The 23,875-nt window shown below is 70.8% G+C and carries 21 protein-coding genes and 2 tRNA genes; 20 read left to right on the top strand and 3 right to left on the bottom strand.

The features are described from left to right. Window positions 1–170 precede the first annotated feature (170 nt). The 6 genes from AB0O07_RS27505 (at window position 171) to AB0O07_RS27480 (ending at window position 8,063) form a co-directional block, all read left to right on the top strand. Window positions 171–1,676 (top strand): bifunctional cytidylyltransferase/SDR family oxidoreductase, encoded by a 1,506-nt coding sequence (locus tag AB0O07_RS27505; protein WP_365638029.1) that lies wholly within the window; start codon window positions 171–173, stop codon window positions 1,674–1,676. A gap of 146 nt (window positions 1,677–1,822) precedes the next feature. Next, entirely contained in the window at window positions 1,823–3,874 is a 2,052-nt protein-coding gene (locus AB0O07_RS27500) for a hypothetical protein (protein WP_365638027.1), read from the top strand. A 333-nt stretch (window positions 3,875–4,207) separates the two neighbouring features. Beyond that, window positions 4,208–5,275 carry a glucose-1-phosphate thymidylyltransferase gene (locus AB0O07_RS27495; protein ID WP_365638025.1) on the top strand — a complete coding sequence of 356 codons (1,068 nt, stop codon included), beginning with the start codon at window positions 4,208–4,210 and terminating at the stop codon, window positions 5,273–5,275. Beyond that, window positions 5,272–6,258 (top strand): dTDP-glucose 4,6-dehydratase, encoded by a 987-nt coding sequence (gene rfbB / locus AB0O07_RS27490; protein WP_365638023.1) that lies wholly within the window; start codon window positions 5,272–5,274, stop codon window positions 6,256–6,258. The genes AB0O07_RS27495 and rfbB overlap by 4 nt, the downstream gene beginning before the upstream one ends. Then, the gene (gene rfbD, locus AB0O07_RS27485; RefSeq protein WP_365638020.1) at window positions 6,255–7,184 is read left to right on the top strand and encodes a dTDP-4-dehydrorhamnose reductase; all 930 of its coding nucleotides are present in this window, start codon (window positions 6,255–6,257) and stop codon (window positions 7,182–7,184) included. Before rfbB ends, rfbD begins: the two co-directional genes overlap by 4 nt. Window positions 7,185–7,268: 84 nt before the next feature. Beyond that, a complete protein-coding gene (locus AB0O07_RS27480; protein ID WP_365638018.1) occupies window positions 7,269–8,063 on the top strand; it encodes a class I SAM-dependent methyltransferase in 795 nt (264 codons plus the stop codon). Between the two features lie 122 nt (window positions 8,064–8,185). Here AB0O07_RS27480 and rfbC read toward each other — a convergent pair whose 3' ends face one another. Then, window positions 8,186–8,779: a dTDP-4-dehydrorhamnose 3,5-epimerase gene (gene rfbC / locus AB0O07_RS27475; protein ID WP_365638017.1), complete on the bottom strand. Its 594-nt coding sequence runs from the start codon at window positions 8,777–8,779 to the stop codon at window positions 8,186–8,188. A 90-nt stretch (window positions 8,780–8,869) separates the two neighbouring features. Next, window positions 8,870–10,918, bottom strand: coding sequence for a glycosyltransferase family 2 protein (locus AB0O07_RS27470; protein ID WP_365638015.1), 2,049 nt, complete (start codon window positions 10,916–10,918; stop codon window positions 8,870–8,872). A 489-nt stretch (window positions 10,919–11,407) separates the two neighbouring features. Between AB0O07_RS27470 and proB the strand changes: the two genes are divergently transcribed. The 5 genes from proB (at window position 11,408) to AB0O07_RS27445 (ending at window position 16,966) form a co-directional block, all read left to right on the top strand. Further along, window positions 11,408–12,535, top strand: coding sequence for a glutamate 5-kinase (proB, locus tag AB0O07_RS27465; protein WP_365638253.1), 1,128 nt, complete (start codon window positions 11,408–11,410; stop codon window positions 12,533–12,535). Window positions 12,536–12,929: 394 nt separating this feature from the next. Beyond that, window positions 12,930–13,469 (top strand): hypothetical protein, encoded by a 540-nt coding sequence (locus tag AB0O07_RS27460; RefSeq protein WP_365638250.1) that lies wholly within the window; start codon window positions 12,930–12,932, stop codon window positions 13,467–13,469. Window positions 13,470–13,676: 207 nt separating this feature from the next. After that, the gene (locus AB0O07_RS27455) at window positions 13,677–14,960 is read left to right on the top strand and encodes a glutamate-5-semialdehyde dehydrogenase (RefSeq protein WP_365638013.1); all 1,284 of its coding nucleotides are present in this window, start codon (window positions 13,677–13,679) and stop codon (window positions 14,958–14,960) included. 167 nt (window positions 14,961–15,127) lie between these two features. Continuing rightward, window positions 15,128–15,712 (top strand): hypothetical protein, encoded by a 585-nt coding sequence (locus AB0O07_RS27450; RefSeq protein ID WP_365638011.1) that lies wholly within the window; start codon window positions 15,128–15,130, stop codon window positions 15,710–15,712. A gap of 141 nt (window positions 15,713–15,853) precedes the next feature. After that, window positions 15,854–16,966 (top strand): hypothetical protein, encoded by a 1,113-nt coding sequence (locus tag AB0O07_RS27445; RefSeq protein ID WP_365638010.1) that lies wholly within the window; start codon window positions 15,854–15,856, stop codon window positions 16,964–16,966. Between the two features lie 122 nt (window positions 16,967–17,088). Here AB0O07_RS27445 and AB0O07_RS27440 read toward each other — a convergent pair whose 3' ends face one another. Next, on the bottom strand, window positions 17,089–18,288 hold the full coding sequence (locus AB0O07_RS27440) for a M48 family metallopeptidase (RefSeq protein WP_365638007.1): 1,200 nt from the start codon (window positions 18,286–18,288) through the stop codon (window positions 17,089–17,091). Window positions 18,289–18,446: 158 nt separating this feature from the next. On the opposite strand from AB0O07_RS27440, the gene AB0O07_RS27435 reads away from it, so the two are divergent. The 9 genes from AB0O07_RS27435 (at window position 18,447) to AB0O07_RS27395 (ending at window position 23,771) form a co-directional block, all read left to right on the top strand. After that, a complete protein-coding gene (locus AB0O07_RS27435; RefSeq protein WP_365638005.1) occupies window positions 18,447–18,599 on the top strand; it encodes a hypothetical protein in 153 nt (50 codons plus the stop codon). A gap of 117 nt (window positions 18,600–18,716) precedes the next feature. Further along, window positions 18,717–18,878, top strand: a complete 162-nt coding sequence (locus AB0O07_RS27430; protein WP_365638003.1) for a hypothetical protein — start codon at window positions 18,717–18,719, stop codon at window positions 18,876–18,878. A gap of 38 nt (window positions 18,879–18,916) precedes the next feature. After that, the gene (nadD, locus tag AB0O07_RS27425; RefSeq protein ID WP_365638000.1) at window positions 18,917–19,612 is read left to right on the top strand and encodes a nicotinate-nucleotide adenylyltransferase; all 696 of its coding nucleotides are present in this window, start codon (window positions 18,917–18,919) and stop codon (window positions 19,610–19,612) included. A 19-nt stretch (window positions 19,613–19,631) separates the two neighbouring features. Next, window positions 19,632–21,551: an LCP family protein gene (locus AB0O07_RS27420; protein WP_365637998.1), complete on the top strand. Its 1,920-nt coding sequence runs from the start codon at window positions 19,632–19,634 to the stop codon at window positions 21,549–21,551. Between the two features lie 200 nt (window positions 21,552–21,751). Next, window positions 21,752–22,198: a ribosome silencing factor gene (gene rsfS, locus AB0O07_RS27415; RefSeq protein ID WP_365637995.1), complete on the top strand. Its 447-nt coding sequence runs from the start codon at window positions 21,752–21,754 to the stop codon at window positions 22,196–22,198. Between the two features lies 1 nt (window position 22,199). Then, the gene (locus tag AB0O07_RS27410; RefSeq protein ID WP_365638248.1) at window positions 22,200–22,853 is read left to right on the top strand and encodes a histidine phosphatase family protein; all 654 of its coding nucleotides are present in this window, start codon (window positions 22,200–22,202) and stop codon (window positions 22,851–22,853) included. 106 nt (window positions 22,854–22,959) lie between these two features. Continuing rightward, window positions 22,960–23,032, top strand: a tRNA-Ala gene (locus AB0O07_RS27405). Window positions 23,033–23,306: 274 nt separating this feature from the next. Next, the gene (locus AB0O07_RS27400; protein WP_073216832.1) at window positions 23,307–23,540 is read left to right on the top strand and encodes a hypothetical protein; all 234 of its coding nucleotides are present in this window, start codon (window positions 23,307–23,309) and stop codon (window positions 23,538–23,540) included. Window positions 23,541–23,698: 158 nt separating this feature from the next. After that, window positions 23,699–23,771: transfer RNA gene (locus tag AB0O07_RS27395), tRNA-Ala, on the top strand. Window positions 23,772–23,875: the final 104 nt, after the last annotated feature.

The raw sequence follows: 23,875 nt of genomic DNA, 5'->3' as shown, positions 1-23,875 counted from the left end.
GTGGTCTCCTTCACGTACACCTTCCGGTCGCACGCCACGGACTCACCTGTCTTCCCAGGTGAATCATGGGTTGCCGGGTGGTGGCGTACGGCTGTGGTCCACCTTGCACGACGATTGCCGCGGGTGGGACCATCGCTCCATCCTCTGAGCCCGCAAGGTAGGTCCTTCCTGTGTCTGCAACGTCCGCGTCGCCCGCGAAGCCCCGCACCACCGCCGTCGTCCTGGCGGGCGGTACCGGTCAGCGGGTGGGCCTGTCGATCCCGAAGCAGTTGCTGAAGATCGCGGGGAAGGCGGTCATCGAGCACACCCTCTGGATCTTCGAGCAGAGCGACTCGATCGACGACGTCATCGTGCTGATGGCCCCCGGCTATGTGGCCGACGTGGAGAAGATCGTCAAGAAGGCGGGCCTCGCCAAGGTCACCCGGGTCATCGAGGGCGGCACGACGCGCAACGAGACCACCGAGCGCGCCATCGCCGCGCTGAGCGAGGGCCTGGCGCCGGGCGAGGACCGCAATGTCCTCTTCCACGACGCGGTGCGCCCGCTGCTCTCGCAGCGCGTGATCAAGGACTGCGTGGACGCGCTGGAGCGGTACGAGGCGGTGGACGTCGCCATCCCGTCCGCCGACACGATCATCGTGACCCGCACCCACGGCGGCGACGGCGAGTTCATCACCGACGTCCCCGACCGCTCCCGGCTGCGCCGTGGCCAGACCCCGCAGGCGTTCAAGCTCTCCACCGTCCGCAAGGCGTACGAGATCGCCGCGGGCGACCCGAACTTCCAGGCCACCGACGACTGCTCCGTCGTCCTCAAGTACCTGCCGGACACGCCGATCTACGTCGTCGCGGGCGACGAGTACAACATGAAGGTGACACAGCCCGTCGACGTCTTCATCGCCGACAAGCTCTTCCAGCTCGCCTCCGCGACCGCCCCCGAGCAGCCCTCCGAGGACTCGTACCGCGAACTGCTCACCCGGAAGACCCTGGTGGTCTTCGGCGGTTCGTACGGCATCGGCGCCGACATCGCCAAGCTCGCCGAGTCGTACGGGGCGACGGTGTACGCGCTGGGCCGCTCCACCACCGGGACGCATGTCGAGAACCCGGAGCACGTGGACGACGCGCTCTCCCGCGCCTACGGCGAGACCGGCCGGATCGACTACGTGATCAACACCGCGGGCGTGCTGCGCATCGGCAAGCTGGCCGAGACGGACAACACCACCATCCAGGAGGCGCTGAACGTCAACTACCTGGCGCCGGTGCAGATCGCGCGCGCCTCGTACAAGTACCTGGCGGAGACCAAGGGGCAGCTCATGCTCTACACCTCCAGCAGTTACACCCGGGGGCGCGCCGAGTACAGCCTGTACTCGTCCACCAAGGCCGCCATGGTCAACCTGACCCAGGCGCTCTCCGACGAGTGGGCGGGCGAGGGCATCCGCGTCAACTGCGTCAACCCCGAGCGGACCGCCACCCCGATGCGGACCAAGGCCTTCGGCCAGGAGCCCGAGGGCTCGCTGCTCTCCTCCGAGGCGGTCGCCAAGACCTCCCTGGACGTGCTCCTCTCCGAGCTGACCGGCCATGTGATCGACGTACGGCAGCAGGACCCGACCCGGGGCGCCTCGGAGACCTCCTCGTTCGAGGCGGCGCTCGCCGCCGTACTGGATCGTCAGGAAGATGTGTAATAATTCTTGACAATCTTTGACAGGGCCTCTGTGGTCGCGTATGTACGCACCACGGAGGCCCCATCTCGTGAACCATCGCGTGAAGCCACGCCCTTCACGCGTCTCTCGCAAGGTCCACAGCCGGCACGGTCTGGAGCAGGTTTTCCGTGATTTCGACAGCTATCCGCCTGGCCCGTGTGGGCAGCGGATCAGAGCTGGCAGCCGCACTTCTTCTGGGAATCAGCTTCCCGTGCGTCATGCTCGCCGCGATAATCCCCAACCTCTGGTTCTTCGCGGCGGCCGCAGCCGTGACCTATCTCGCGGACACCTATCTCCACCAGCGCGGCAGCTACCTGGTGAACCGGCTCGCCAAGGTGCGTGCCGGGCTCTCGATCCGGTTCCTGATCCGGCAGATGCTGCTGGTGCTCCTGGTCGCCAGGTCCGGCCTCGGTGAGGACCGGATCTTCTATGTGACCGTCGTCATGGTGCTGCTGTTCTACGGGCTCCAGGCGCCGCACGGCGCGATCGTCACCCTGCTCCGGCTCCGCCGCAAGCTCCCCGTGGTCACCAAGAACATCGACCTGGCCGCCATCCGGATCCCGGACGCGCCGCCGAGGTGGCTGCTCGACCGCCCCGCCGAGAAGATGCTCCACCTCGATGTCTTCGCCATGGTCGGCGTGATCATCACGCTCCAGGTCCGCGACAACATCTACGGCTTCACCGGCCTCGGCCTCAGCCTGGTCCTCGCCGTCGGCTACATCGCCGCGCTCCTGCCGTACCTGCGGCCGAGCCGGCTCGTGCCCAACGCGGACAAGGTCCTCGCCGCCGTGGACACCTGGCTCGCCGAGTACCGGCCCACCGTGATGCTGTACTTCTCCGGCTCCAAGGAGTCCGCGTACCAGGTCAACATGTGGCTCGACACCATGGACCGCATGGCGGGCCGGCCGCTGATCGTGCTCCGCGAGCGGGTCATCGCCCAGCAGCTCAACCCGACCGGGGTGCCGGTGCTCTGCGTGCCCGGCGGCGTCCACCTGATGAACCTGGACCTCTCGACCGTCCGGGTCGCGCTCTACGCGGCGAACGTCGGCAAGAACATCCACATGCTCCGTGTGCCCACCATGAAGCACGTCTTCATCGGCCACGGCGACAGCGACAAGCTGGCCAGCGTCAACCCGTACAGCAAGGCGTACGACGAGGTGTGGACGGCGGGCAAGGCCGGGCGCGACCGGTACGCGCTCGCCGACGTCGGGGTGCGCGACGAGGACATCGTGGAGGTGGGCCGCCCGCAGCTCGCCCCGATCAGGACCGCCGGGGGCGCCCCCGGCCACCCCGTGCCGACCGTGCTGTACGCGCCGACCTGGGAGGGCTGGGACGACAACCCCGGCAACACCTCGCTGCTGACGGCCGGCGAGAACATCGTCAAGCGGCTCCTCGCGGCCGACCCGCCGGTCCGGGTGATCTACAAGCCGCACCCCTTCACCGGGACCCGCAGCGCCAAGGCGAAGGCCGTGCACGGCCGCGTCGTCGCCCTGGTCGAGAAGGCCGCCGCCGGGCGCGCCACCGACCCCCGCTGGGCCGACGAGACCGCCGCCCTGGCCGCCGACCGCACCGCCGCCCAGGCGGAGCTGGCGCGGATCTCGGCCCGCCTCGACGCGCTGACGGGCGCCGGGGAGAGCGGGCGCGACGAGGCCGAGCAGTCCCGCGACGCGCAGGCCGACCCCGCCCGGCAGGAGGAGCTGACCCGGCTTAGGCGCGAGTGGAACGACGCCTACTGGCGCTCCTTCGGCTGGTGGGAGCACCGGGTCGTGAGCGGCGCCGAGCCCGCGCTCTACGACTGCTTCAACGAGTCGGACGCCATGGTCTCCGACATCTCCAGCGTGGTCTCCGACTTCATCGCGAGCGGCAAGCCGTACGCGGTCACTGACTCCGCCGAGCTGGGCGAGGAGGAGTTCAAGCGGCAGAACACCGCCGTACGGGCCGCCGTGATCCTCACCAACAGCGCACGCGAACTGGACGAGCTGCTCGCCGCGGTCGCCGACCCGGCGTCCGACCGGCTGGCGGAGGAGCGGCGGGAGCTGAAGCGCTATCTGCTCGGCCCCGACGAGCCCACCTCCATGGAGCAGTTCGAGGCCGCGACGGAGGCGCTGTCCGCCAAGTCGCTGGCGCGCAACACCGGAGTGGAACAGCGCACCGCACTGGATTCGCCCGTGGGGGGCTGAACCGGCGGAATCCGTATCACCGGGGAAGGGGCCGGTGGCACGCTCTCAGGAGCGGCCACCGGCCCCTTCCGTCCTGTGCCGTCTGTGCCGTCATGTGGCTGTGTCCGAGGTCACGCGGACTGATGATCAGTGGCGGCAACCAACGTTCGACGTCATCTGTCTTGAATTTCGGTGAACAATATGTCTGCCCCGATGAGGGAGTTGACGTACGGGGTGCTTGTTCACCCGTCCGTGGTGTCTCGGAGCGGACGGTGCGGGAAAGCGTAGGTAAAATCGGACTGTCGGGCGACCCCCGGACAGCATCACAGACACATGCAGGGGAAATCAGGAACAGTGAAGGCTCTCGTACTGTCCGGCGGGGCGGGCACTCGTCTGCGTCCCATCACTCACACATCGGCCAAGCAGCTCGTTCCCGTGGCCAACAAGCCCGTGCTCTTCTACGGACTTGAGGCCATCGCGGAGGCGGGCATCACCGAAGTCGGCGTCATCGTCGGCGACACCGCGGACGAGATCCGCGCGGCGGTCGGCGACGGCTCCCAGTTCGGCATCAAGGTGACGTACCTCCAGCAGGACGCGCCCCTCGGACTCGCGCACGCCGTGCTCATCGCCCGGGAGTTCCTCGGCGACGACGACTTCGTCATGTACCTCGGCGACAACTTCATCGTCGGCGGCATCAGCGGCCTGGTGGACGGCTTCCGCGCGGAGCGCCCCGACGCGCAGATCCTGCTCACCAGGGTCCCCAACCCGACCTCCTTCGGCGTCGCCGAACTGGACGGAGCGGGGCGGGTGGTGGCCCTGGAGGAGAAGCCCAAGGAGCCCAAGAGCGACCTCGCCCTCGTCGGCGTCTACCTCTTCACCCCGGCCGTCCACGAGGCCGTACGCGCCATCGAGCCGTCCTGGCGCGGCGAGCTGGAGATCACCCACGCCATCCAGTGGCTGATCGACCAGGACCGCGACGTCCGCTCCACCACCATCTCCGGGTACTGGAAGGACACCGGCAACGTCACCGACATGCTGGAGGTCAACCGCTCGGTGCTGGAGACCGTCGAGGAGTCCAACGAGGGCACCGTCGACGAGAGCAGCGAGATCATAGGGCGGGTGAGGATCGAGAAGGGCGCCCGGATCACCGGCAGCCGGATCCTCGGCCCCGCGATCATCGGCGCGGACACCGTGATCAGCGACGCGTACATCGGCCCGTTCACCTCGGTCTCCGAGGGGTGTGTGATCGCGGACAGCGAGATCGAGTACTCCATCGTGCTGCGCGGCTCCTCGCTCACCGGTGTGCGCCGCGTGGAGGCCTCGCTGATCGGCCGCGACGTCGAGATCACCCCCGCCCCCCGTAACCCGTCCGCCCACCGACTCGTCCTCGGTGACCACAGCAAGGTGCAGATCTCCTCATGACGCACAGGATTCTCGTGACCGGCGGCGCCGGCTTCATCGGCTCGCACTACGTCCGTACGGTGCTCGGTCCGCAGGGCCCCGGCGATGTCGAGATCACCGTCCTCGACAAGCTCACCTACGCGGGAAATCCGGCCAATCTCGACCCGGTCCGCGAGCACCCCGGATTCCGCTTCGTGCAGGGCGACATCTGCGACCCCGAGCTGGTCGGCAAGTTGATGGCCGAGCACGACCAGGTGGTGCACTTCGCCGCCGAGTCGCATGTGGACCGCTCCATCGACGGGGGCGCCGAGTTCGTCCGTACGAACGTCGTGGGCACCCACACGCTGATCGACGCCGCGCACCGCGCCGGGATCAAGACCTTCGTGCACATCTCCACCGATGAGGTCTACGGCTCGATCGACGAGGGTTCCTGGCCCGAGACGCACCCGCTGGAGCCCAACTCGCCCTACTCCTCGGCGAAGGCCTCCAGCGACCTGATCGCGCTCTCGTACCACCGCACCCACGGCCTCGACGTGCGCGTGACCCGTTGCTCCAACAACTACGGGCACCACCACTTCCCCGAGAAGGTCATCCCGCTCTTCATCACCAACCTGCTCGACGGCAAGAAGGTGCCGCTCTACGGCGACGGCGGCAACATCCGGGACTGGCTGCACATCGACGACCATGTCCAGGGCATCGAGCTGGTCCGTACGAAGGGCCGCGCGGGCGAGGTCTACAACATCGGCGGCGGCACGGAGCTCTCCAACAAGGAGCTGACCGGGCTGCTGCTGGAGGCGTGCGGCGCGGAGTGGGAGAGCAGCGTCGAGTACGTCACCGACCGCAAGGGCCACGACCGCCGCTACTCGGTCGACTGCGCCAAGATCCGCGAGGAGCTGGGGTACGAGCCCCGCAAGGACTTCGCCACCGGCCTCGCCGAGACCGTGGCGTGGTACCGCGAGAACCGCTCCTGGTGGGAGCCGCTGAAGGAGCGTGCCGCCCTGTGAGCACCGGCACCCCCGCCTCCGGTACCGCGGGCACCTGGCTGGTCACCGGCGCGGGCGGCATGCTCGGCCAGGACCTGCTGGCCCGGCTCGCCGCCGCCGGCCGTACCGCCGTCGGCCTCGACCGCGCCGCGCTCGACATCACCGACCCCGCCGCGGTGCGCGCCGCCTTCACGGCGCACGCGCCGGCGGTCGTGGTCAACTGTGCCGCCTGGACCGCCGTGGACGACGCGGAGGCCAAGGAGGACGACGCGCTCGCCGTCAACGGCACGGGCCCCCGGGTCCTCGCCGAGGAGTGCCGGGCCTCCGGCGCCGTCCTGCTCCAGGTCTCCACGGACTACGTCTTCGCGGGCGACGCGGAGAGCCCGTACCCGGAGGACGCCCCGACGGCCCCGCGCAGCGCCTACGGGCGGACGAAGCTGGCGGGGGAGCGGGCCGTGCTCGACACCCTCCCGGAGCGCGGCTACGTGGTCCGTACGGCGTGGCTGTACGGCGCGGGCGGCCCCAACTTCGTCCGTACGATGATCAAGCTGGAGGGGGTCAAGGAGACCCTGGACGTCGTGGACGACCAGCGCGGGCAGCCCACCTGGACCGGCGACCTCGCCGACCGGCTGGTACGGCTCGGCGCCGCCGCCCTCGACGGCACCGCGCCCGCCGGGGTCTACCACGGCACCAGCGGCGGCGGGACGAGCTGGTTCGGGTTCACCCAGGAGATCTTCCGGCTGCTCGGCGCGGACCCGGCCCGGGTCCGTCCGACGACCAGCGAGGCGTTCGTACGGCCGGCCCCCCGGCCCGCTTACAGCATCCTCGGACACGACCGGTGGAAATCGGCCGGAATCGAACCCATTCGCGACTGGAGTGAAGCGCTCGCCGAAGCGTTCCCTTCGGTGCTGAAGGCTGAGCGCCAAACGGGCGTTACTGGCCGGTAAGCGTTTGCGGGTGCCGGAGGGGCCCACTATGTTCGCTGAGAATCAAGCCTCTGGTTCTTTGATTCTCAGTGAAGGGCGCCTCGCGTGGATCGCCACGGATTCCTCCGGCAACTGCACCGTGTGTACAAACCCCGCACCTATCTGGAGATCGGGGTCAACGACGGCAGGAGCCTGGCGCTCTCCAGAGTCCCGTCCGTCGCCGTCGACCCGGCCTTCAAGGTGGTCACGGACCTGAGCTGCGACGTCCACCTGGTGCGCGCCACCAGCGACGACTTCTTCGCCCGCAAGGACCCGCTGATCCATCTGCGCAACGGCCGCAACCCGTTCCGCGCGCTGGCCCGCCGCGACCCGGTCAACCTGCTCGGCGGCGACCCGAAGCTGGAGCTGTCGTTCATCGACGGCATGCACCTCTTCGAGTTCGCGCTCCGCGACTTCATGAACGTCGAGAAGCACTCCCGCTGGTCCAGCGTGATCGTCCTGGACGACATGCTGCCCCGGGACATCGACGAGGCGGCCCGCGACCGGCACACGAAGTTCTGGGCCGGCGACGTCTACAAGGTCGCCACAGTGCTCCGGCGGTACCGCCCCGACCTGCTCGTCCTCGACATCGACACCGAGCCGACCGGCGTCGTGGCGATCTTCGGCGCCGACCCCGGGAACACCGTGCTCGACCAGGAGTACGAGAAGATCATCGAGGAGTACGTCGTCCCGGACCCGCAGGACGTCCCGGACGAGATCCTGGTCCGCAAGAACGCCGTACGCCCCGAGGCGCTGCTCGGCGGCGCCTTCTGGCCCGCGCTCAACCGGGCCCGTAACCTGCGCCGCCCGCGCACCGCGTTCGCGCCGCTGCGCCGGCAGATCGAGGCCGCCGTCCGCTGAGCCGTCCCGTACCCGAGGACCAAGGGGAAGGGGCCGGAGCGCTGTCGCTCCGGCCCCTTCCGTATGCCCTGTGGGCGCCCTGCGCGGGCTCCCCCGCGTTGCTACAGGTTGCTTCTACAGGGTTACTTGTTCAGCTCCGCGTAGTACGCCTTGCACGCCTCGTACGACGGCAGCAGGCCCTGGGCCTCCGCCTCGGCGAGCGTCGGCGCCGCCGCGTCCTTCTCGGAGAGCAGCGGCGTGATCGACTCCGGCCACTCGATGGCCAGCTCCGGGTCGAGCGGGTTGAGCCCGTGCTCACGGCCCGGGGCGTACCCCTCGGAGCAGAGGTAGACCACCGTGGCGTCGTCCGTCAGCGCCATGAAGGCGTGGCCCAGGCCCTCGGAGAGATAGACCGAGTGGTGGTCCACGTCGTCCAGCCGGACGGCCTCCCAGGCGCGGTACGTGGGCGAGCCCACCCGGATGTCCACGATGACGTCGAGCACCGCGCCCCGTACGCACTTCACGTACTTGGCCTGGCTGGGCGGCACATCGGCGAAGTGGATCCCGCGCAGCGTGCCCCGCTTGGAGACCGAGCAGTTGGCCTGCGCGAGGTTCAGCGAGTGGCCCGCGGCCTCGGCGAAGTCGGGGGCCTTGAACCACTCGTGGAAGGAGCCACGGCTGTCCGGGAAGACCTTCGGTTCATGCACCCAGGCGCCTTCGACGGAGAGCTGCCGCATGTGATCACGTCCTTGCTGTTCTGACTGTCTGGCTGGACCGGCCGGCCGTACGGGCCGTGCCGAACAAAATGTCCTGAACGGGTTGCTCCGTCAGATACGGGCCGCGAGGCGGCGTACCTTCTTGCGGGCCGACGCGGGCAGCCTGCGCACGAGCGGACCGCCCGCCGAGCGCAGCACCTTCCGGAGCGTCGCCCTGCGGCGCTTCACCGTCACCACGCGCACCAGCAGCGGATCGACCACGGCGAGACCGCTCTCGTCGAGCCGGATCCGGCCGCCCGCCGCCACCGGCACCTCGCAGATGTCCAGCTCGGGCCCCTTGGGGCCGTCCAGCTTGACGGAGAGCCGCGCCGGGCCCGCCGGCAGGTCCGCGACGCGCGCCGGCACCTCCAGATGGGCCCTGCCATGGTCCGGGCGGAGCGTCGCGGGGTGGGTGAGCTTCGTCCCCTCGGCGGTGGTGAGCACCAGCTCGCAGGCGAGCGAGGCGGAGTTCGTCCCGGTGAAGATCTCGAACCGCAGCTCGGAGCGGGAGCCGGGCATGCGGAGCACGGGGCGCTCCGCGAGGTATGTCGCCATCTTCTTGGCGCGGCCCGCGACATCCAGCGTCAGGTTGCCGTGCGGGTCCGTGAAGTACGGGATGACCGGCCGCGCGGGCGAACCGAGCACCGCAGGGAGGCACTTGGCGTCCACGCCGGGCGCGCGGTCGGCGCCGAGCCGGGCCTTGCGGACGAGGCCGAGGCCGCGCATCGGGATCCAGATGTCCCAGAACCCCCGGGAGACCCGGCCGCGCCCCTTGACCGCCTCGCTGGTGACCGTACCGGTGCCGTACAGGACGACCTCGTACGTCTCCTCGGCCTCCTCCGCCGCTTCCCGGCCCTCGGGGGCGGCGATCTTCTCGATCTTCGCGGTGAACTCGGCCGGGCAGGGCCACTCGACGGCGGTCTCCCGGTTGCGCAGCGAGAACTCGCCCTTGAAGGTGTCCATCTCGTCGGTGACATCCAGGAGTTCACCTTCGGGCAGCAGCCCCTCGGTGATCTCCGGGTGGACGAAGTACCGCTTGCCGCGCCGGACCAGGCTCAGCGGCCGCTGGTCCTCGCCGTGCACCAGGCGGCCGGTCACGGAGAGCGCGATCCGGCCGTCCGGCTGCCAGTCGAACTCCTCCAGGCGCGCGGCGGCCTTCACCGACTTGGCGAACCGGGCGAGCTTCACCAGCCCCTGCCGGTCGTCGTTCCGCAGCAGTGTGGAGCGGAGCCGGATCAGCGCGCCGAGCCCGTCGTGCACGCCGTCGTTGATGAAGTCCTTCACCAGCGGCTGGATCGCGTCGACCATCTCGTCCAGGTACGCGGGCTCGTACTTGAGGACGGAGGGCTCGCTGAGCCGGCCGAGCATCTCGACCCGGTAGAAGCGGCGCAGCAGACGGTCGCGGAACTCGCCCGGCTCGGTGTTGGCGACGACGACGTCGAGCACCTCGCGGAGGTTGCCGTAGTAACCGGAGGGCACGAGCTTGGCGGACCCGGCGTTCTGGCCGTCGTCCCGCTTCGAGTAGTAGTAGCAGGTGTACGTCCCGAGGATGGAGACGACCTTCGCCGGGAAATACGTCTGCATCATGTAGAGCTGGTCTTCGAGGCGCCGCTTGCCCTCGGGGTACGCGATCTTGTTCTCGCGGAGGAATTCCGTGCGGAACATCTTGTGCGGGGTGAGACTGTCGTACAGCGGCGCCGTGGACAGATCGCACTTCTCACGGTTGGTCTTGAAGACGCCGTGCGGGACACCGCGGAAATTCGAGGCGACCTTGCCGATCACGATGTCGGAGCCGTTGCGGTGGCCCATCTCGTAGAGGCGGCGCAGCGCGTCGGAGGCCATGTGGTCGTCCTGGTCGACGAACTGGACGTACTCGCCCTTCGCCTCCGCCACCCCGATGTTCCTGGGCTTGCCCGGCCAGCCGGAGTTCGGGATGTGAATCACCCGGAAGTGCGGATGCTCGACGGCCAGCGCGTCGAGCCGGGCAGGGGTGTCGTCGGTGGATCCGTCGTTGACGAAGAGCACCTCGAAGTCGGCGGCCGGCAGTGTCTGGGCGAGCAGTGAATCGATGCACGGGTCGATGTACTTACCCGGGTTGTACACCGGAATGACGACGCTCACTTTTACTGGCATTACTTCAAGGCCCATCTCTGTGGTCGGTGCGCCAGGGGCGCTGATCGGGGTCGCGCAGCACGTGGAGGTCGCGTCCAGTGCGGGGTGGGGACGCCAGACCGCCAGCCTATCCCCGTGATGACCCACAGCGTTTCCCGGTCGTTCTTACACCTGACAGACCGTTGTCATGCCCTTCCGGTTGTGCCGATGGCGGGTATTCGCCGTCACCCTGGTCAGAGTGGGTGTCCCAGCCACTGAAATGGCGCGGCGCCTCCGGTGGCCCGCGCGTAGGCTGGCCCGCCGGGACATACACCGGTGGCCGGTACGGGCAACCGGTGGCGAGAGCAGAGGCAGAGGCACGTGGCAGCGGCACGGCAGCAGGCGGCGGCGCGGCAGACGGGGAAGACGGGGCAGCGCACGGGGCGCACGGCGCAGACGGCGCGGGCGGGGGCACGGCAGGAGACGGCGCGGCCGGACGCCGTCGGGCAGGCCCGCAGGATCGTCGTCAAGGTCGGCTCCTCCTCGCTCACCACCGCCACCGGCGGGCTCGACGCCGACCGGGTCGACGCGCTGGTCGACGTGCTCGCCGGAGTACGCGGCGGCGGCGACCGGGAGGGCGACGGCGCGGGCGGCCGGGAGACGGGCGGCCGGGAGATCGTGCTGGTCTCCAGCGGCGCCATCGCCGCCGGGCTCGCGCCGCTCGGCCTCGACCGGCGCCCCCGGGACCTCGCCCGGCAGCAGGCCGCCGCCAGCGTCGGCCAGGGGCTGCTGGTCGCCCGCTACACCGCCTCCTTCGCCCGGTACGGGGTCCGCGTCGGCCAGGTGCTCCTCACGACGGACGACACCAGCAGGCGCTCCTCGTACCGGAACGCCTACCGCACCCTCGACCAGCTCCTCGGCATGGGCGCGCTCCCCGTCGTCAACGAGAACGACACCGTCGCCACCGACGAGATCCGCTTCGGCGACAACGACCGGCTCGCCGCGCTCGTCGCCCATCTCGTCCGGGCCGACCTGCTCGTCCTCCTCTCCGATGTCGACGGGCTCTACGACGGGGACCCGAGCACCCCCGGCACCGCCCGGATCGCCGAGGTGCGCGGCCCCGCCGACCTGGCGGGGGTCTCCATCGGCAGCGCGGGGCGGGCCGGGGTCGGCACCGGCGGCATGGTCACCAAGGTGGAGGCCGCCAGGATCGCCGCGGCGGCCGGTATCCCCGTCGTGCTGACCTCGGCCAGCCGTGCCGCCGACGCGCTCGCGGGGCGGGACACCGGCACGTACTTCCACCGCACCGGACGCCGCTCCGCCGACCGGCTCCTCTGGCTCGCGCACGCCTCCACCCCCCGGGGCGCGCTCACCCTGGACGAGGGCGCCGTACGGGCCGTCGTGGAGCGCCGTACCTCGCTGCTGCCGGCCGGGATCGCCGCCGTCGAGGGCGAGTTCAGCGCGGGGGACCCGGTGGAGCTGAGGGACCCGGAGGGGCGGGCGGTCGCCCGGGGGCTGGTCAACTTCGACGCCAAGGAGATCCCCCAGCTCCTCGGCCGCTCCACCCGCGACCTCGCCCGCGAGCTGGGCCCCGCCTACGAGCGCGAGGTCGTCCACCGGGACGATCTGGTCGTCCTGCACTCCTGAGAGACCCCTCGCGGGGTCCGCGGCGCCCCTCGGAGGCCTCGGGTGGTTCGGGGGCCGGGAGAGGGCCCTGAGACGCCCCGTAGACGCCCCTGGGACATCCCTGAGACAACCGGGCGTCACCCTGTAGGGACCCGGAGGCGCCCCGGAGATCTCCCCGAGGCGCCCCTGAAACGGCTGAAACGCGGGCCTTTGAACAGGGACCTTTACCAAAACCGCCCCATCTTCCGCCTGGGACTGGTCAACTTTGTCAGGGGTATGACGGGGTTACGACGGGGTACGGGACGATGACGCAGCAAACAGGAGGCCGCTGGTGAGACGAGCGCGCCCGGGGGCGGCGCCCCGAGGGACCGGGGGAGGCGCCCAGGCCCGGCGGGCCACGGACGCCCGAAGAACCCTGACCAGCGTCGACACGGGGGACGCGGCAGGAGGCGCCGAGAGCGCCGCCGGTGACGCCGGTGGTGTCGGTGGTGTCGGTACGGAGCCCGTCGCACGGGGTGCCGGTACGGGGCCGGCGGCGGCCGGCGGTGGGAGCCCGGCCGGCGCCGGGCGTCGCGAGGCCCCGGCGCCGGACCCGCGCGGAGAGGGCGGCCAGGTCTCCAAGCTCTGGCATGTCACGCTCAGCGTCTCCGGGCCCCGGGCCCCGCTGCCCGAGGTCAGGCGCGGCCTCGAACAGCTCGCCCACGACCATCCCTTCCTGCTGACCAGCAGATACGCCACCGACCATGCCGAGATCCGCTACTGGGAGGAGGCCAGGGACCTGCACGACGCCGCCGCCGTGGCGCTGCGGCTCTGGGGCGAGCACCGGTCGAGCGCCCAGCTCCCGCCGTGGGTGATCGTCGGCCTGGAGGTCATCGACCGGGAGACGTACCACCAGCGCATCGCGGAGGGGTACGGCCCGCCACCGGCGGCCCCGGTGGGCGTCCACCCCTTCTGAGCGCCGTGCGCGCCGTGCAGGGCGGTGCGCCGGTCCGCCGGTACGCCGTCGTGCCGCCCGATGCGCCGGGGCGCGTCCCGGCCGCCCGCGCGCCGAGCGCCCGCCCGCCCCGGCGTCCGCCCGCCCGGCGTCCGGGCCAAGCCCCGTGGTGTCTCGTACTGCGGGATATGTGCGGAGCGCCCGCGGCGTCCGCATTACCCTGCGGGCATGACCTCGCTCTCGCCGTACGACAACCTCACCCCGGTCGTCAGGGCCGCCTACCGCTCCCGCTCCGCCGCCGCCGATATCGCGCCACTGCCGCGCGCGGCCAAGGACGACGCGCTGCTGGCGATCGCGGACGCCCTGGAGGTCCGTACCCACGAGATCGTCACGGCCAACGCCGAGGATGTCGCGCGGGCCCGGGAGGCGGGCACCCCCGAGTCGGTCATCGACCGGCTGACGCTGACCCCGGAGCGGATCCGGGCCATCGCCGCCGACGTACGGGACGTGGCCGCGCTGCCCGACCCGGTCGGTGAGGTCGTGCGCGGCTCGACCCTTCCCAACGGCATCGACCTGCGCCAGGTACGGGTCCCGCTCGGCGTCGTCGGGATCATCTACGAGGCCCGCCCCAACGTCACCGTCGACGCCGCCGCGCTCTGCCTGAAGTCCGGCAACGCCGTCCTGCTCCGCGGCTCCTCCTCCGCGTACGCCTCCAACACCGCGCTCGTCCGGGTGCTCCGCGACGCGGTGGGCGGCGCCGGGCTGCCCGCCGACGCCGTGCAGCTCGTCCCCGGTGAGGGGCGCGCCGCCGTACAGGAGCTGATGCGGGCACGCGGCCTGGTCGACGTGCTGATCCCGCGCGGCGGCGCCTCCCTGATCCGGACCGTCGTCGAGGGCTCCACCGTCCCCGTCATCGAGACCGGAACCGGCAACTGCCATGTCTACGTGGACGCCGACACCGATCTCGACATGGCCGTCGACATCCTCGTCAACTCCAAGGCGCAGCGCCCCAGCGTCTGCAACGCCGCCGAGACCCTCCTCGTCCACCAGGACATCGCCGCCGCCTTCCTGCCGCGCGCGCTGGACGCGCTGGCCGAGGCCGGGGTCACCGTCCACGGCGACGAACGGGTGCAGGCGTACGCGGCGGGGTCCAAGGCCACCGTCGTACCGGCCACCGAGGACGACTGGGAGACCGAGTACCTGTCGTACGACATCGCCGCCGCGGTGGTGGACTCGCTGGACGCGGCCGTCGCCCACATCCGGCTCTGGTCGTCCGGGCACACCGAGGCCATCGTCACCACCTCGCAGGCCGCCGCCCGCAGATTCACCCAGTTGGTCGATTCCACGACGGTCGCCGTGAACGCCTCGACCCGCTTCACCGACGGGGGCCAGTTCGGCTTCGGCGCGGAGATCGGGATCTCGACGCAGAAGTTGCACGCGCGGGGGCCGATGGGGCTGCCGGAGCTGACCTCCACGAAGTACATCGTCACCGGGGACGGCCATACGCGCTGACGCTCCCTGACGGTCCGTGACCGGCGGTACGGCGCGTGACGGGCGGTACGGCGCGTGACGGGCCGGGGGTGACCGTCCGTACGTACGTCGTACGTGTGACGAATTCCGAAGCCGGATAGTTCGGACTCCGCCTGCCCAAAACTCCGTCCCAGGTCTACTCTGAAGACGTGCCGGACGACGTGGGGGGCAGGCCGTTCCCGGACGGCTGGGAGCCCGACGACGACCGCGGTGGCGCGGACCAGGACTTCGCCTCCGTGGTCTTCGACGAGGACTTCGTCAAGGCAGCCACCATCCACGAACCCTCCGCCGTCGAGCGGCTGCTCTCGGCCGCCCAGGCACGCGCGGAGGCCGAGGCGGCCCGCGCCCGCTCCGGCGGGGGAGCGCCCGAGGACGAACTGTACGAGGAACTGGCCGCCCGGGACGGCGCGTACGGACCCGACCCCGGGTACGGGGAGCCCGACCCGGACGACCCGGACGCGTACACCCCGTACGGCAAACACGGCGGCAGTCTGCGGCCGTACCGGTCGACCGCGCGCTGGCACCGTCCGGTGGCCTGGCTGCTCGCGCTGCTGATGGGCGTCGGGATGGTCGCGCTCGCCTTCTCCGCCGTCTACCGGGGCGCCGCGGGCAACCGCCAGGACCAGGTGCCGCAGCCCGCCACGTCCGGGATCGACAAGCCCGGGGTGGTCGGCCCCTCGGCCTCCGTCAACCGGAGCGAACCGGCCGTCTCGGCGGTGCCGCGCACGCCCTGACGAGGACCGTGTGCGGGCCAGGCCGGGGCCGCGGCCGCCGCGGTGAGCGGCCGGTTGACCCGAACGGCCGAACGGGCGGGGAGCGGAACTTGACCGTCCTCCCGGCGTTTACGTTCGCCTCTCCAGACCTACCCTCAAGGTATGGCAGGGCGTGGAGACCCCCCCGAAGGAGAACATCCGGAAGGGCTCCCCGGAGGCGAGGACGACGAGTACCGCTCGGTCGTCTTCGACGAGTCGTTCATCCGGGCGGCCCGGCTCCAGGAGTACTCCGCGCGGGAGCGCATGGGCGAGCACGCCCACGCCGTCCGCAGGATCCCGCCCGTACCGCCGCCGGAGCCGGGGCGCCGGCGGAGCTTCGGCAACGGTCCGCGCCAGTTCCTGCTGCTCCTGCTGATCCTGGTGGTCGCCTTCGGCACCGCGATCTATCTGGGGCTCCGCAATCCGTACCGCCCGCCCGCCATCCGCGCCGTCGAACAGGCGCGGATATCGGTGATCCCGCTCGCCCCCGACGGGCCGGTGCCGGGCGGCGTGCCCGCCGAGCTCCTCGCCCGCAGCCCCGCCGCCGCGTACCGGACCGGGGCGGCCGGGATCACCCTGCCGCCCGCCCGGGACGCCGGGGACTTCGCGGAGGGCCAGGTGACGGCCGCGCTGACCATCGTCAAGGACTATCTGGTGGCGTCCTCGCTCGACCCCGACGTCCTCATGGGGCGCTCCCTCAGACCCGTCCGGATCCTGCTCGACCCCGAACAGTTCGGCCAGTTCGACCGCAGCTTCAGCGCGCCGGCCGACGACGGGCTGCACGACCCGACCGGCTGGCTGATCCGCTTCGACCCGGCGAAGGTGGCCCGCACCGGCGATCCGGTACGGGTCCACGGCACCCTGCGGTACGAGGCGACCGACCCCGCGACGCTGGAGGTCACCACGGACCATGTCTTCGTCTACGCGCTGCGCCCCGCCTCTGCCCAGGGAAATCCCGTACGGGACGCCTCGCTCTTCACCGTACGGCGCGAGATGCGCTTCCGCTTCAGCCCCGAGGACCTGCCCCGGCACCAGACGCAGGTGGTGACCAGCGAGGTCCAGGCCGGGCCGCAGTCCTGCTCGGCGGCGCCGCCCAGGACGCTCCGCCCGCTGCTCGCGGGCGAGCGCGCCCAGCCGCACGAACCGGCCGCGACCGACCCGTACGCGACCGGCCCGGCCCACTCCGCGCTCTGCGGCGCCCTTGCCCGCTCGGCGCAACCGAGCCCGGCGCCCTGAGACCGGCCGCGTACGGGGCCTCGGGCTGCCGGGCCGGGCGGTCGGTCGGCCCGGGCGGTCGGCCGGGGCGGAGCCGCCCCGGCCGACCGGGGTGTGTCAGGCGCTGACCGGCCGGGGGTGCGTCAGGCGCCGGCCGGGCCCTTGCCGCCCGTTCCGTCGCCGTCGGTGCCCTCACCGCCGCCGTTGGCGCCGCCTTCGGTGTCGCCGTTGGTGCCTTCGGCGGAGCCGGAGCCGGGGGACCGGTCCGTGGGCGTACCGCCTCCGGTGTTCTTACCGCCGCCGCTGCCGCCGCCCGTGAACTTGTCGCGGAGCTTGCCGCCGAGGTCGCCCGCGCCGCCCGCGATATCGCCGACCAGCTTCATCAGCGGGTCCTTGCTGCTGCGGACCGTGTCCGCGTAGTGCGCGGCCGACTCGCGGAACGAGTCCGTCACGGAGGTGTCCTTGTCCTCCGAACGGCGCGGATAGTGGCCGTCCATGATCCGCTGGAAGTCCCGGCTCTCGGACCACTGCTTCAGCTCGGCGGCCCGTACCGTCGTGAAGGGGTGCGTACGGGGCAGCACATTGAGGATCTTCAGGACGGAGTCCCGAAGGTCGCCGCCCTCCTCGTACTCCTTGGCCTGTGCCAGGAACGCGTCCACGTTCATCTCGTGCAGATGGTTGCCACCCGCGATCTTCATCAGGCCGCGCATCGACGCCTTCGGGTCCTGGCCGACCAGCAGCCCGGCCCGGTCCGCCGACAGCTCCGACTTGCGGAACCACTCCCGCAGCGCCGTCACGATCGCCATGATGGCGACATTGCCGAGCGGGATCCAGGCGACCTTGACCGCGAGGCTGGTGAGGAAGAGCAGGATCGTCCGGTACACCGCGTGCCCGGAGAGCGCGTGACCCACCTCGTGGCCCACGACCGCCCGCATCTCCTCCTCGTCGAGCAGCTCCACGAGACCGGTGGTGACCACGATGATCGGCTCGTCGAGACCGATGCACATCGCGTTGGGCTTCGGGTCCTGCGTGACATACATCGCCGGGACCTTCTCCAGGTCCAGGATGTAACAGGCGTCCCGCAGCATGACGTGCAGATGCGCGAACTGGGCGTCGCTCACCCGCACCGAGTCGGAGAGGAAGAGCAGCCGCAGGCTTCGCTCGGGCAGCAGGGCGCTGAGTGCCTTGAACACCGTGTCGAAGCCGCTGAGCTTGCGCAGGGCGACCAGCGCCGAGCGGTCCGCCGGGTGTTCGTACGCCCGGGAGGAGATCCCCGGGAAGCGTTTGCGCTGCCGGCTGGGCACGTTCTCGCTGCCCGTCGCGTCGTTGCGGTCATCGGTCATGGAATTCCCCTGTTCGTACGAGTCCACTGTCCAAGGCTCGTCCCCCCTGACAGATCCCAGACTAGGCGGTGGGTCTACCGTGTGCGGGGGCCTGTGGATGGGGCTCCGGCGAACAGTGCCGGATCCCGGCCGGAACAGAACCGAGGAGCACCACCGCCATGCCGGATACCACCACCCTGCTCGCCGCCGTCTCCGATCAGCAGGGACCGGGCGACACCCTGCGGATCGTGCTGGTCGCCTCCCTCGTGGGAGCCGCCCTGCTCGCCTGGTTCCTGCTGCGCGGATACCGCGACAACGACCCCAACGACTGAGTCGGCGTGAGCGTGCCCGAAGGCCCCGCATACGATGTGCGCGAAGTCTCCGCAGACCTCAGGAGAATCCACCTCTCCGGAGGATCCCGACCCCCCGAGGAAAAGGGCCCGTAGAAGATGAGCCTCACCGGTACCGCCGCCCACCTGGTCACCCTTGCCGAGGGCGCCGAGCGCGGCGGCAATCACGAAAGCCTCAACCCGGTTCTCGTGGGTGGCGGCGCCCTCTTCGCGCTGCTCCTGCTGCTGTGGATCACCACCCGCTTCAACCGCGACCGCTGAGCCCGGGCCGTACGCGTGTGCCAGTAGGCTCTGGGCGTATGGGAGACCAGCAAGCGTCCAGCGGTCACGGACCGGCCGAGGCGGGCAGACCGGAAGAGGGCTCCGGGCCCGGAGCCGGGCCCGGAGCCGGGCTTGGGAGCGAGGGGGCCAGGCGCCGACTCGGCGTCATGGGCGGCACCTTCGACCCGATCCACCACGGACACCTCGTGGCGGCCAGTGAGGTCGCCGCGCTGTTCCACCTCGACGAGGTGGTGTTCGTGCCGACCGGCGAGCCCTGGCAGAAGAGCCAGCGCGCCGTGTCACCGGCCGAGGACCGCTACTTGATGACGGTCATCGCGACCGCGTCCAACCCGCAGTTCTCGGTGAGCCGGATCGACATCGACCGCGGGGGCGCCACGTACACCATCGACACACTGCGGGACCTGCGCTCCCTCAACCCCGACGCCGACCTCTTCTTCATCACGGGGGCCGACGCGCTCTCGCAGATCCTGAGCTGGCGGGACCACGAGGAGCTGTTCTCCCTCGCCCATTTCATCGGGGTCACCCGGCCGGGCCATGACCTGACGGCCGACGGGCTGCCCAAGGGCGGTGTGTCCTTGGTGGAGGTTCCGGCACTGGCCATCTCCTCGACCGACTGCCGTGGGAGGGTCGCGAAGGGCGATCCCGTCTGGTACCTGGTGCCGGACGGCGTCGTGCGCTACATCGACAAGCGGCAGTTGTACCGCGGCGCCTGAGCCACGGAGAGGGGCACCGGTGAACGACCAGCAGCAGCCGTACGACCCGTACGGCCCCTACTACGGGCAGCCCCAGATCGTCGGTTACGACGAGTACGGGCAGCCGGTGTACCAGCAGGCCCCGCAGCAACAGCAGTACGACGCCTACGGGCAGCCCGTGCCGCAACAGCACCAGCAACAGCACTTCCACCAGCAGGACTCGGCGCAGCAGGGTCACCCCCAGGGGCAGCAGCAACAGGGGCAGCAGCAACAGGGGTACGGCTACGACCCCTACGGGCAGCAGCATCAGCAGATCCCGCAGCAGTACGACCCGTACGGGCAGCAGGTTCAGCAGCAGCCCCAACAGGGATACGGCTACGACCCCTACGGGTACGACACGGGCCAACAGCAGCCGGTCCAGGAGCCGGTGGCGGACCCGACGGCCCCGATGAACCCGGTGGGGGACGCCGCGGGTCGGCGGCAGGCCGCCGCCCCCCGGGCCCGTACCGCCACCGACGTCGGCACGGAGCCGGCCGCAGGCCGGGACGCGGGCTCCGGGGCCGTCCCCGAGCCGGGCGCGGCCCCGGGATCCGACGCCCGCCCGGAGGCCCGCCAGGACGCCCGCCCCGGCCCGGGCGCGGACGCCGCTGCCGGGGCCGAGCAGCCCGCCGTACCGGGGCAGCGGCGTCCCGAGGGCGAGGAACGCGACTACAAGACCGAGCAGTTCTCGTTCATCGAGGAGCCCAGCGAGGACTCCGAGGACGTCATCGACTGGCTCAAGTTCACCGAGAGCCGCTCCGAGCGGCGCGAGGAGGCCAAGCGCCGGGGCCGCAGCCGCGTCGTCGCCCTCGTCGTCGTGCTCGCCCTGGCGCTCACCGGGGGCGTCGGCTACCTCTGGTACGCGGGGAAGCTGCCCGGCATGTCCGCTTCGGACACGGCCGCGACCACCTCGTCGGGCCCGCAGAAGCGCGATGTGATCGTCGTACACCTGCACAACACCAAGCAGAAGGGCACCTCGACGGCCCTTCTCGTCAACAACGCGACGACGGGGCAGGGCACCACGGTGCTGCTGCCCAACATCCTCTCCATCGCGGACGACGAGGGGATCTCCACCACTCTGGGCAAGTCCGTCGACGAGGACGGCTCCGACGGCACCCGCAACGGCATCGGCACGCTGCTCGGCACCAAGATCTCCGGCACCTGGCGGCTGGACACGCCGTATCTGGAGAACCTGGTCGAACTGGTCGGCGGCATCGAGGTGACCACCGATGTCGAGGTGCCCGCCGCCAAGGAGGGCGACGACCCGCTCGTCCCCAAGGGCGAGAAGGAGACCCTCAACGGACGGGCCGCCGTCGGCTACGCCACCTACCGCGCGCCCGGCGAGGACGAGGCCAAGCAGCTCGACCGGTTCGGCCAGGTGCTCCAGGGCGTCCTGCGGAAGATCTCGGACGATCCGAAGAACGCGACGGTCACCGTCGAGACCCTGGCGCAGATCCTGGACCCCTCGCTCACCGAGAAGGACCTGGGCGCGGCCCTCGCCAAGCTCGCCGGGCACGCCAAGGTGGGCGACTACAAGACGACGCTGCTGCCCGTGCAGGCCAACGGCAGGCTCAGCGACCAGGCCGCGGAGAGCGTCGTCAAGGACATCCTGGGCGGCTCCGTGACCGCCCCCGAGGAGGGCGCGGCGGTACGTGTCGGCGTGAAGAACGCGAGCGGCGACCAGGACGCGGCCGAGTCCGCGCGGATCGCCCTGGTCAACGGCGGCTACGGCTTCGTGGACGCCGGTACGGCCGACGCCGTGACGGCCTCCACCGTCACCTACGGTGACGACAAGCAGAAGGAACAGGCGGAAGAGGTCGCCAAGACGCTCGGCCTCCCGGCCGGCGCGGTCACCCAGGGCAAGGCGGCACCGAACGCGGACGTCTCCGTCGTCCTCGGGCAGGACTACAAGGTCGACTAGGTCCGCCGGGCCGAGCAGGTGGGTCAGGTTCGCCAGGTCGACCGGAGCGGGCCGAAGGGACCCCACCGCGTGCCGGAAGGCGCCCGGCGGGGTCCTCCCCCCCCGAGGCCCCCGGGGCCGCCGGGAGAAACGGTTGTGCCCGGTGTCAGTGGTCCGTGAGACCCTGGACATCTCCACCGACCGCCGACGAAAGCCTGCCAGTGACCGCAACTGATCGTTCCATCGCCCTCGTCAACACCGCGGCCCAGGCCGCCGCCGACCGGCTCGCCCACGACGTCATCGCGTACGACGTGAGCGATGTGCTCTCCATCACCGACGCCTTCCTGCTCGCCTCGGCGCCCAACGACCGTCAGGTGAAGTCGATCGTCGACGAGATCGAGGAGCGGCTCCAGAAGGAGCTGGGCGCCAAGCCGGTGCGCCGCGAGGGCGACCGCGACGCCCGCTGGATCCTGCTCGACTACGTCGACATCGTGATCCATGTGCAGCACAGCGAGGAGCGCGTCTTCTACGCGCTGGAGCGGCTCTGGAAGGACTGCCCCGAGCTGGCGCTGCCCGAGGACGCCGTCAAGACGCGCGGCAAGGGCCGGGAGCACGCGGCGGCGGTCGGCGAGCCCACCGGGACCGCCGGTGACCCGGGGGTGAGCTGAGCTGAGCGGCGCGCAGCGCGGCCGGGGCCGCCGTATCGTCCTCTGGCGGCACGGCCAGACGGCGTGGAACCTGGAACGCCGCTTCCAGGGCTCCACGGACATCGAGCTGACCGGGACCGGCGTCGGGCAGGCCCGCAGAGCCGCCCGGCTGCTCGCCTCGCTCAAGCCGGACGCGATCATCGCCTCCGACCTGCGGCGGGCCGTCGCCACGGCCCGGGAGCTGACCGCCGTCACCGGCCTCGACATCACCCACGACGCCGCGCTCCGGGAGACCTACGCGGGCGCCTGGCAGGGGCTGACCCATGAGGAGATCGTCGAGCGGTACGGCGACCAGTACGCGGCCTGGAAACGCGGTGAGCCCGTCCGGCGCGGCGGGGGCGAACTGGAGACCGAGGTGGCCGACCGGGCCGCGCCCGTGGTGCTCCGGCACGCCGAGAAGCTGCCCGACGGCGGCACCCTGGTCGTCGTCAGCCACGGCGGGACCATCCGGACCACCATAGGCCGGCTGCTGGGCCTGGAGGCGCACCACTGGGAAGGGCTCGGCGGGCTCTCCAACTGCTGCTGGTCCGTTCTCGGCGAGGGCGCGCGCGGCTGGCGCCTCCTCGAACACAACGCGGGCACCCTCCCGGAGCCGGTCCTCGGGGACGACGACTGAGCGGCCCGCCGCCCGCCCGCCCGGGGCCGGGCCACCGGATTTCGCTTTCCGGCAGGTCGCAGGCTAAAGTTCTTCTTGTTCGCGGCGCACGGCGCGGGGAACACCTGGGGCTATAGCTCAGTTGGTAGAGCGCCTGCATGGCATGCAGGAGGTCAGGAGTTCAATTCTCCTTAGCTCCACAATAAGCGTCACGAAACGGATCCCGTCCCCTCCCAAGGGGGCGGGATTTCTGCTGTACGCCCGCCATTTCGGGCTGACCAGCACTCTTCGGCGTGGCAGAATCGGACGACCGGACGGGGGCCCAGGGACCGGATCGGGAGGGAGCGCACGATGTCCGCCAGCAGAGTCGGCAGTCCCTCGTACGAGGCGTCTTCGGTGGCTCGAAATCGCGGTGTCAATGGCGGAATTCCCTACGTGTGCACGGCCTGTCGCGGCCACCTCTGGAGCTGATCGATGGGTGCGCACAGGCGTAAGTGCGACTGGTGCGGCAGCGGTACGCCGATCGTCCGGGACATGGACCCGGTCAACCCCGAGTACCAGTACTGGTGCGAGGAGTGCGCGCGGGCGCTGATCATCAAAGGCGACCCCATCGAGACCTACCGGGAGTTGGAGGGCGAGCCGATCTACGGCCGTCTCCTGGAGGAACACTGCACCCTCAAGCGCTTCTACTCCTTCGCGACCGCCTGAGGACCCGGCCGACCGCCTGAGGCCCCGTGACGCCGTCCACGGGGCGGCCGGCGAGGGCGCCCGTGACCTCCGGTGGGAATCGATTTGGCGGTGGGGCACAGGGACCGTTAATGTTGGCCATGCCGCCGAGGGGGAAACCCGGAAGCGGTGGACAACACGGGGCTATAGCTCAGTTGGTAGAGCGCCTGCATGGCATGCAGGAGGTCAGGAGTTCAATTCTCCTTAGCTCCACAGAAGCAGTGAAGATCACGAGAAGCGGGTCGTCCGGTCAGGACGACCCGCTTCTCGTATGTCCGCTCTCCGCTCTCGGCCCCGCTGTACGCCCCCGGTACGGC

The organism is Streptomyces sp. NPDC093085, from assembly GCF_040683935.1.
Taxonomy (GTDB): domain Bacteria; phylum Actinomycetota; class Actinomycetes; order Streptomycetales; family Streptomycetaceae; genus Streptomyces.
This window is presented reverse-complemented; position numbering and strand designations above follow the sequence as displayed.